The organism is Virgibacillus sp. (assembly GCF_013393565.1).
GTDB classification, from domain to species: domain Bacteria; phylum Bacillota; class Bacilli; order Bacillales; family Amphibacillaceae; genus Virgibacillus; species Virgibacillus dokdonensis.
This window is the reverse complement of record NZ_JABXHF010000040.1, coordinates 19,298-28,701: the sequence shown is the minus strand read 5'-3', so window position 1 is coordinate 28,701 and position 9,404 is coordinate 19,298. Positions and strand designations below refer to the sequence as shown.

9 protein-coding genes are annotated in these 9,404 nt (G+C 37.2%); 1 reads left to right on the top strand and 8 read right to left on the bottom strand.

Annotated elements, in window-relative coordinates; all coding sequences use genetic code 11:
* Both hemE and HLX49_RS10095 read right to left on the bottom strand, forming a co-directional pair.
* The coding region (hemE, locus tag HLX49_RS10100; RefSeq protein ID WP_296361648.1) for a uroporphyrinogen decarboxylase at positions 1–763 on the bottom strand (763 nt) is incomplete at its 3' end.
* 102 nt (positions 764–865) lie between these two features.
* A complete protein-coding gene (locus HLX49_RS10095) occupies positions 866–3,043 on the bottom strand; it encodes a transglycosylase domain-containing protein (protein WP_296361645.1) in 2,178 nt (725 codons plus the stop codon).
* A 735-nt stretch (positions 3,044–3,778) separates the two neighbouring features.
* Between HLX49_RS10095 and HLX49_RS10090 the strand changes: the two genes are divergently transcribed.
* Positions 3,779–4,276 (top strand): antibiotic biosynthesis monooxygenase family protein, encoded by a 498-nt coding sequence (locus HLX49_RS10090; protein WP_077703056.1) that lies wholly within the window; start codon positions 3,779–3,781, stop codon positions 4,274–4,276.
* A gap of 82 nt (positions 4,277–4,358) precedes the next feature.
* Here HLX49_RS10090 and HLX49_RS10085 read toward each other — a convergent pair whose 3' ends face one another.
* The 6 genes from HLX49_RS10085 to liaF all read right to left on the bottom strand — a co-directional run bounded on the left by HLX49_RS10085 (position 4,359) and on the right by liaF (position 9,391).
* Entirely contained in the window at positions 4,359–5,561 is a 1,203-nt protein-coding gene (locus HLX49_RS10085; protein WP_418387655.1) for an iron-containing alcohol dehydrogenase, read from the bottom strand.
* A 144-nt stretch (positions 5,562–5,705) separates the two neighbouring features.
* On the bottom strand, positions 5,706–6,311 hold the full coding sequence (locus HLX49_RS10080; protein ID WP_331805636.1) for a thioredoxin family protein: 606 nt from the start codon (positions 6,309–6,311) through the stop codon (positions 5,706–5,708).
* Between the two features lie 25 nt (positions 6,312–6,336).
* Entirely contained in the window at positions 6,337–6,768 is a 432-nt protein-coding gene (locus HLX49_RS10075) for a disulfide oxidoreductase (protein WP_077703047.1), read from the bottom strand.
* A gap of 175 nt (positions 6,769–6,943) precedes the next feature.
* The gene (locus HLX49_RS10070) at positions 6,944–7,579 is read right to left on the bottom strand and encodes a response regulator transcription factor (RefSeq protein WP_077703046.1); all 636 of its coding nucleotides are present in this window, start codon (positions 7,577–7,579) and stop codon (positions 6,944–6,946) included.
* 14 nt (positions 7,580–7,593) lie between these two features.
* Positions 7,594–8,625: a sensor histidine kinase gene (locus tag HLX49_RS10065; protein WP_296361642.1), complete on the bottom strand. Its 1,032-nt coding sequence runs from the start codon at positions 8,623–8,625 to the stop codon at positions 7,594–7,596.
* A 16-nt stretch (positions 8,626–8,641) separates the two neighbouring features.
* Positions 8,642–9,391: a cell wall-active antibiotics response protein LiaF gene (gene liaF, locus HLX49_RS10060; RefSeq protein WP_077703044.1), complete on the bottom strand. Its 750-nt coding sequence runs from the start codon at positions 9,389–9,391 to the stop codon at positions 8,642–8,644.
* Positions 9,392–9,404: the final 13 nt, after the last annotated feature.

Sequence of the window (9,404 nt, the reverse complement as noted above, 5' to 3'; positions counted from 1 at the left end):
TGTTAAACTCCATCAATAAATGCCGTGCGCCGACACCAAATAGAATGAGTGGGACATCATGTCGTTGCAGTTCAGAAAAAATTCTTGTCATTACTGGTTTAATAAAAATACGGTAATCAGATGCATTTAAATTACCTACCCAAGAATCAAAAATTTGAATAGCCTGTGCACCAGCTTCAATCTGAGCTTCTACATACGTAATGGTCATATCAGCCAATTTATCCATTAATAAAAACCATGCTTCTCGTTGCTGATACATAAATGCTTTCGTTTTACTGTAGTTCTTTGATGGTCCTCCCTCAATCATATAGCTCGCCAATGTAAAAGGAGCGCCACTAAAACCGATTAAGGGTACTTGTAACTGTTCTTGTGTCAACAGGCGAATTGTCTCCAATACATACGGAACATCGGATTGTGGATCAATTGCTCCAAGCTTTTCTACATCACGAAGAGAGGCAATTGGATTATCAATCACTGGACCAATACCTGATTTAATTTCCACATCCACCCCTAATGCTGGCAGTGGAGACATGATATCTTTATACAGAATGGCTGCGTCTACATTGTAATTTTCTACTGGTAATCTCGTTACATAGGCACATAATTCTGGTTGATGTGTAATTTCAAATAAAGAATACTTCTCTTTTAATTTTCTATATTCAGGTTGTGACCTCCCAGCCTGACGCATAAACCAAGCTGGTGTATAATTCGTAGATTCCCCTTTATAAGCTCGAATAATCGTATCATTGAATTTGTTTGCCATGCCCATCCATCCTTTTCAACGTTCTATATTCCCAATCTTACTATAACGATCATCTGGAATTGTGTACAGTAAGCGCTACTATTTGTCATTATTTTGTCTAAATCATGCTCCCCAGCTAAGCGTTACTGTGTTAGATGGTGAGCCTTCCGTTTTTGTCAACGGGTCATAAGGGACAACATAATATTCTTTCGCGTTCAACAATGCGTTTTCAACTACAAATTCCATTTCTCCTTTGACTTGACCAACTCGTTCATCGATACCTTCTTTTTTTCGGTAAATTCGATAGATAACGCGGTCATCCTCTGACCCTTGCCAAGTAATCTTCCCCTGAAACAAAGACAAACTACCAAAAGCATAACTGGCTTGTACATTTTTAATTTCTGGTAGTATGATAGGTTCCGGTAAAGCATCTACTTCTGCAGGTTTCGCAAACGAATCCGCCAATGGCTCTTGCTGATCGATCTCTGTTAAAATAGATTTCACTAACCTCGTCGGATAGGCACTTCCGCCCGTTAAATAATGCTCCTCATCCGTTTGATCGTACCCCATCCATAATGCCATTGCATACGTTGGGGTATAGCCTGCAAACCACGCATCTTTTACCTTTCCTTCCATTTGCGGATGCTCTGTAGATCCTGTCTTTCCAGCTAATGCTTTTGTAAAACTTCCTGCTGACGCTGTTCCTGATTTAACGGTTTGCTCTAGCATTTCCGTCATATTCCAAGCTACTTGTGGACTAAATACTTTTTCTGCCTTTCGATTCGCTTGAAACACTTTTTGGTGGTGTCGATCCTTAATTTGATAAATAGCTTGAGCTTTAACGACTTTTCCACGCTGAGCAAAACTAGTATAAGCTTCCATTAATCCAGCTGGCGTTACTCCTTTAGATAATCCACCCAAAGCAATAGCTAATCCTTTATCCTCGACAGGAAGATGGAGCTTTTTTAAATACTTCTTTGCATCCGTAATCCCAATTTCATTTAATAACCATACAGCAGGGGCGTTTTTAGAATAAAGAATGGCATCATAAATGGAAACAAAACCACCATACTGGTCATCGTAATTTTCAGCTGTATAACCATCATAGGCTTGTTTTTGATCGGGTATTAAAGCATAAGGGTGATACTTTTCTTCTTTCATAAGTGCTGGACCATAAACCGCTAGTGGTTTGAAGGTAGAACCTGGTTGCCTCGATGCAGTTGCTCGATTCAAGTCACCAAATGTAAAATCACGTCCACCAATTACTGCTACGATATCCCCTGTTTTGTGATCCATCATCGTAAAAGCGCCTTGTACATCATCCGTGCTCCCAGGAAAATAGGAATCCTGTTTAAATTGTTCATAAGCGACTTTTTGTACAGCAGGATCAACGTTAACAATTAAACGATAACCGCCTCGCTTTAATTCCTCTAACGATAAACGATGTTCTTGAGCGGCTTCTTTCATAACAAAATCACTATAGTCTGTCCACCATGGTTCAGGATCCCATTTATTTACTTTCAGATCAAGCTCCTGCTTTTTTGCTTTATTTTGTTGTTCTTCGCTTATAACGCCAATATCTTTCATTGCCAAGAGTACTGTCTTCCTGCGATCTATTGCCTTTTCAGGATAGTTAATGGGTGAATATCCATTAGGTGCTTTAGCAAGACCAGCTAACAATGCACCTTCTGCTATAGACAGATCCTCTACATCTTTGGAAAAATAATATTTAGCAGCTGTAGCTATGCCGTAAACGCCATGTCCAAAGTAAATTTCGTTTAAATACAATTCCAATATCCGCTCTTTCGGTAATGTGCGTTCTAAATAAACAGATGCCATGACTTCTTTGGTTTTACGAAGCCATGTTTTCTCATGACTTAAAAATAAATTTTTAACAAGTTGTTGTGTAATCGTGCTAGCGCCTTCTACTTTCTGCATAGCCAAAATATCTTTATACACCGCTCGAAAAACAGAACGAAAATCAACCCCTTGATGGTCATAAAACCTGCGATCTTCAATAGCAATAAATGCATCTCGCACATGCTCAGGTATGTCATCTAAATTAGCTAAGGTACGATTTTCATGATAAAGCCTTCCAATTACCTTGCCATCTCTTGTTTCTACCGTTGTCGTTGCGTCCAAAAAAAATTGTTCATCATCAACAATCAACCGACCACCAAAAATAATGGAAGCATAACTAACTAACCCGATGATTATCATTAACAAACAACTATATAAAATTATTTTCCATTTCTTCAACAAGCGTGAACGCTTCTTCTTCCTTTTTTCTATTCTGCTCATTGGTTCACCTCTATATTGTCACTTCTACATTATACGACAGAATGATATAATCTTAAAGTATTTATATTTCATATTAAATAATAATTGTTTCAATTTCTCTTAATAATATGATGCAGAACGCTTCAAAAATGGCTGTGTTTAAAACACCTATACTCTATTTTCAGTTCTTGAAGTAGGTGAGAGTTTTACAGCATATCTGGAAAAAAGAGAAATGATTTGACTTAGCTCCTGTTCACTAAGGTAGTATAGTAGGTAAGAGATACTTACTATAGTAAGTCAAGCATCTACTGTCTAATTTCACTTCATAAAGACTTAGCTTAGCGCCAAGTCTTTATGGAAAGGTTGAAGGTCGAAACGCACACGGAGAAACAGTCTTAGTAATGCAGTTATGCCCGCAGGAGGAAAAAAGAATTGTCCCAAATGATCCTAAGCCCATTATCTAGGAACATCACGGAACGTCCAAGGTATTTGACATATTATTTAAGGCTTTTACTCATCATGAATTCCAAACCAAGTTACTTGGAACGGAAGGCGGCGACTCCAGCGGGGAGAGCATGAGTCTTGACACCCCACAGCGAACGGTTTTTGTGAGCGAGGAGGCTCAAGCAGCCCTGAGGAAAGCGTCCGCCTGTAGTAAAAAGTAACGGGTGCACTAGCAGATCAATTTTTATGAATGACTCAAGATTGAGAAGGCGAAAGTAATGCCTAAACATACTATACGAGGAGGTAATGATTATGTTTGCTCACATGACAAACGGCACCGCTGAATTCTTACAAAAAATCATTGATAAACACCCAAAAAAACATATATCCCTTATGCATGGTGAATCCAGTTCGCTTGCCTATTATGAGGATAAAGCTAAAAGCATTTTCAATTCTGGAAGAGAATATGTAATTTTAATTACAATTGGAGCGATACAAGAAGAAGGATATGTTGTTATGAATAACATACCCGTAACAGAAGAAGGGCAACCCGTTTTTGAGCATCATTTTCAAAATCGCAAACATGAGGTAGAAAAAATGCCAGGATTCCAAGCATTTCGCCTGTTGAAACCAAAAAAAGGAAATACCTACATTGTTTTCACCCAATGGCGCTCTGTACAAGATTTTGAGAATTGGAAAACGTCAGATCAGTTTAAACAAGCACATAAGAATCCATCTGTGAAAACTCCCGATTATTATGCAGATCGACCATTTATAACATCTTATCATATGGTGACAGATGAGAAATAATCGTATCTTTTTATGTCGCGATCAGGGTGCAGTAGCTATCGAAAAAAACGGAAACGGTAGCCAAAAATCTCAGTATGGATAATCATTCAGTAATTTGATAATACAGGTGGTACAAATCTTGTTTAGTTAGTATTTTAGGGACTGGATATAATGGGTTTGCTTCCTTTAGAGCCCTTTCTACCATTTTAGGGATAACACCTTTATCAATTGTAGCTATTTTTTCAGGGATACCCATTGCTTTATTCATTCGTTTTATTTCCCTGATCATCCAAAGTGCTTTCTCTTTATTAGATGAGAATTGGTTGATAGGCTGTACTGTATCTGCAAGTTCAGCCAATAAATCGTAAACCACGTCATCATAAAATTCCAAAACATATGGCAATATAATAGCATTTGCGTAACCATGTGGCACCTGATAAAAACCACCGAATGTATGAGCGATAGCATGAACATAGCCAACATAAGCGCGAGTAAAAGCTTTTCCAGCTAGATAGGAAGCCTTTTGCATGCTTGCTCTAGCTGTTAAATCTTCTGGCTCTATATAACTTTGTTCCAAATTTCCAAAAATTAAAACCACAGCCTGCTTACTCCAATCACGCGTCTTTTGCGTATTGCTCTTTCCGATAAACGCTTCAATTGCATGCGTTAGCGCATCCATACCTGTGGTTGCCGTCATAAACGGCGGAAGATTAACAAGCAATTTTGGATCATGCAAAGCATAATTTGGGGTTAACACTGGGGAATTAATAGCATACTTTTCGGAAGTAGCAGGATTACTAACAACAGCTGCTAACGTTGCTTCACTCCCAGACCCTGCAGTAGTCGGGACAGCATATAATGTTGGTGTCTCTTTACGAACCTTTAATTGACCTTTCATTTTAGATATAGATTTATTTGGATAAGCAAATCTAGCCCCAACTACTTTTGCACAGTCTATAACGGATCCACCCCCTAAAGCAATCATTGCTTTACATTGTTGGTCGCAAAATAAAGTAAGTGCTTCTTCAATATTTCTAACAGTTGGGTTAGGGACTGTTTTATCGTAAATAGCGTAATCAATGTTAGCACATTGTAAATCAGCACATAAAGTATCAAGTAACCCTGATTCGCTTAATCCTTTATCCGTTACAATGAGTACTCGTGTTTGCTTATTTTGCTCCAACACTTTCGGTAATTGTTGCAGACTATTTTCACCTTTAATTAATATGGGTGTACGCCAATGTATCCATTTACTTGCAATCTTCATTTTTTGTTGATACATACGGCAATATAATGTATAAAACAAGATACCCCTCCTAATAATTAGTAGACTTCACACTCTAAAAAGATAATCCCATTAAATCGCCATGCCTTTACTATTTAGAAAAGCCAACTATTCAATAGCTGGCTTTTCGATTCTACATGTCAAACTCTATAACATGTTACTGTTTTATCTATTTACATATTCATCAAAGAAGGTTTGAAAATTAGCTTCCCCCTGATCACCAACAATACGTGAAACTTCTTTGCCATCTTCAAAATGGACTACAGTTGGTGTAGAATCTATTCTGTAAACTTCCCACTCATCTTTAAACTCAAGTAAGTTCATTTTTTTCATATCGATGTCATTATCTTCTGCTAACGGCACAAGATACGGAGTAGTTGATTGACAGTGTGAACATGTTGGACTATAAAAATAAACCGTTACAGGATCACCACTATCTACTTTCTTTTTGAGCTCATCTGGCATAATCTGATTCTGATAGTTTGGATCATCTAATTGATCAATTGTGCCCTGTTCTAGCTCTTTATCTCCATAAGGGTTGTTGTTATCTTCAACAGCTTGGTTATTTTTGTAGTCAACAACAAAATATAGACCTGCAAATAAAACGACAATAACACCAATAAAAATGGATATTTTTTTAGCCATAATTTCAACTCCTTTTGTGAAAGACTCTTCGACATTATATACTACAATATCATTCTCGTAAATCACTATTTTCTTTGCCCCGTTAAAACAATTGACATCTTTAAATGTCATTTCCTTACCATCCATTTCTTTTATCTACTATTTTTCACAGCTATAACATCCGTCTAGATCGTATTAATATTATATGTAATACAAATATAAAGATAAATGCTGTACCTGCTAAAAAGGGAATTGTCACAAAACCAAACCAATTAATATAGATAGTATTGCATGGGATCAGACCACATGCATCGCCAGCCTTTTGTAAGGCTGGGAGTTTTTGCGTTAGATAATGGTATATGGATACAAGCATTCCTATCCCACTCAAAAACAAACCTGGTAACGCAATGGATATATCTTTCTTCCATAATGCTGTACCGTAAATAATAACAAGTGGGTACATGAATATTCGCTGTATCCAACATAAATCACAAGGCGGGTACCCCATTATTTCAGAAAAAAACAGACTTCCAAGTAGAGCAACTATAGACGGCGCCCAAATAAATAATAATAAATTTTCTTGTTTGTTTGAAAGTTTCACCATAAATAATCCTTTCCCCTATCCCCATCGCTATTACGACTAAATTTTCTCGTCCAATATGTGTTAATAATATTATACAAACAGTAGAGAAAATTAGCAAAAAGAAAAAATGACATATATCCAATGGCTGCTTAAAAGTTGTTAAACTATGTAGTACAGTCAGTATAGCAAATAGATCTTATTTTTGCTGATACAATCGATTACGGTGTACATAAACTGCAGCTTGTGTTCGATCGCTCACTTCCAGTTTTGATAGAATATTACTCACATGCGTTTTTACTGTTTTAATGCCAATATATAGTTGTTCACTAATTTCTTGATTCGTCAAACCATTTCCAATACATAGTAAAACTTCCAACTCTCGTTCCGTTAAATATTCGTGAGGCTTTTTTTCTACAGAGCGAAAATTGCTCATCCATTTACCAGCCACTTTCGGTTCAATCACTGCTTCGTTATGATAGGTCTTTTTTATTGCTTCGGTAATTTCTGTTGCAGAGGATGTTTTTAATAAATAACTAAACGCGCCCGCTTCAAGTGCAGGGAAAATTTGCTCATCATCATAAAAGCTTGTCAAAATGATAATCTTACATGATGGAAACTGCTGCGTAATGTGTGTTGTTGCTTCTATTCCATTACCATCTTCCATTATTAAATCCATTAGAACCACATCTGGACGTTCTTGTAAAGTAACCTCCACTCCTTCTTTTCCGCTTTTTGCTTGACCAACCACATCGATTTCTTGATCGGTTTGCAAATACGCAATAATTCCTTTTCTTACAATTTCGTGATCATCAACGACTACGACACGAATCATCATTTTCCTCTCCTCTAACAAGGTATACGAATATCAACATAAGTCCCCTCTCGTTCACTAGAGCGAATGTGAAACGTTCCCCCCAATTCCTCACTGCGCTCCTTCATCGTTTTTAAACCATAAGACGCTTTCTTATTTTCTTCCACATGAAACCCTTGACCATTATCACCAATATGTATCAATAACTCATTGGAACGACTAGAAATATGAATAATGACTTTGGATGCATTGGAGTGACGTAATATATTAGAAAGTGCCTCCTGAACAATACGGAATACATGCTCTTCAATTGTATCCGAAACATCCAAGTTATCCGATATTGAAACTTGAAAATCAATTCTGCTTTTTTGTTGTAACTCTTCTACCAATTTCAGTATCCCTTTATTTAATGGTTCTCCAGATAAATAGACGGGACGTAAATGTAATAACAAAGCACGCATTTCCGTTTGTGATTGTAACGCTGCCTTTGATACCTCCATCATTTGCTCTTTTGCTAATTTAGGAGCCTTATCCAACTGCTTTATTGCCGCTTCAGAAAACATAGTGAGCGCAAATAATTGCTGGCTCACGGCATCGTGCAAATCTCGTGCGATCCTCTGCCTTTCTTCCATTACCGCTGTTTTATAGGAGTTTTTTGCCATATCTGCTCTTTCATCAGCCATTCGCTGCAAGGACTTGACTTGATCCTGTAGCGCCTCTCCTAATGCATTCATTTCATTTGCCACTCTCGTAATCTCATCTCCTTCTTGGAAATGCAAGCGAGATTGATAGTTTCCATGTGCAAATTGAGTAATCTGTGTAGATATATAATCAAAGCGATACTTCAAGCTACCACCAGATTTAAAACCAGCATAAATAGAAACCAATAATGCAATAAGGAGATATAGAACGATAAATAAGAAAATCCCTTTTATGGTTAGCCAAATAGGTTCGAGTAAAACGTATATGGTTAATAACGTGGCGAGTAAAATAATACAGGTTAAAAACAGTCCGTATAGATGGGAGATAATATAACTATACCGTATACTTGCAAAACGTTGACGCATAGAAGTCCCCCCTTTTTTACACTTGTTCAATCCGAATGGATCCAGCTTCGAGCTTAATTATAAAATCAATTTTCCGAATAGCATGCTCGTAATTATCACTTTGAAAGGAAAGCTTTCGATGAACTCCATCCACACGCTTGCCAACGATCTCAATTTCTCCAGCTCGCACCACCGCTTGAACACGAAATGGGACATGCTCAGGTATTAAAATGGTAACATCACCAGCTAACGAGCGGATGCTAAATGGTATTTCGTGCTCCGGAATAAAAGCTTTGGAAAAATCTAAATAAAAATCTCCGAACAACGCATGTAATTTGGTTGGTTCTGCTCTCCAATTCGGCTTCGTATATTCATAAGTTCCAATGGAAAATTTGGAAAAAGTAGCACTATTATCTTCTTGTTCAATGTTATTCCAATGTGTATCCGAATAACTTTTATCCCGTTTTAAGAAATAAACACCTATATAAACAATGAATAGCGGCCATAATTTCCATACATCAAAAAAATGAAAGGACAATATGGCAAGCCTATCGAGTAAGAGCAAAAGGCCAAACAAAAGGAAAAAAGACCCCACTTCCCAGCTCTTACCTTTTTTACGAAAATCTTGAATAATCCATTTTATGCCTACTAGCACAAAGAAAATGGGGTAAAGGTAAACCCATATCTCATACACATCAAAAGCAATCACACCTAGATTAAACAGAACAAGTATAATTCCAATACTAATAATGGAAACTGCTGAAAACAAACGAATTATATTCTTCATAAATAGATATCCC

Excerpts from the sequence above, each read along its gene's own strand:
- HLX49_RS10095 (WP_296361645.1), bottom strand. The coding sequence starts at position 3,043 with ATGAGCAGAATAGAAAAAAGGAAGAAGAAGCGTTCACGCTTGTTGAAG.
- HLX49_RS10090 (WP_077703056.1), top strand. The coding sequence starts at position 3,779 with ATGTTTGCTCACATGACAAACGGCACCGCTGAATTCTTACAAAAAATC.
- HLX49_RS10080 (WP_331805636.1), bottom strand. The coding sequence starts at position 6,311 with ATGGATGGTAAGGAAATGACATTTAAAGATGTCAATTGTTTTAACGGG.
- HLX49_RS10075 (WP_077703047.1), bottom strand. The coding sequence starts at position 6,768 with ATGGTGAAACTTTCAAACAAACAAGAAAATTTATTATTATTTATTTGG.
- HLX49_RS10070 (WP_077703046.1), bottom strand. The coding sequence starts at position 7,579 with ATGATTCGTGTCGTAGTCGTTGATGATCACGAAATTGTAAGAAAAGGA.
- HLX49_RS10065 (WP_296361642.1), bottom strand. The coding sequence starts at position 8,625 with ATGCGTCAACGTTTTGCAAGTATACGGTATAGTTATATTATCTCCCAT.
- liaF (WP_077703044.1), bottom strand. The coding sequence starts at position 9,391 with ATGAAGAATATAATTCGTTTGTTTTCAGCAGTTTCCATTATTAGTATT.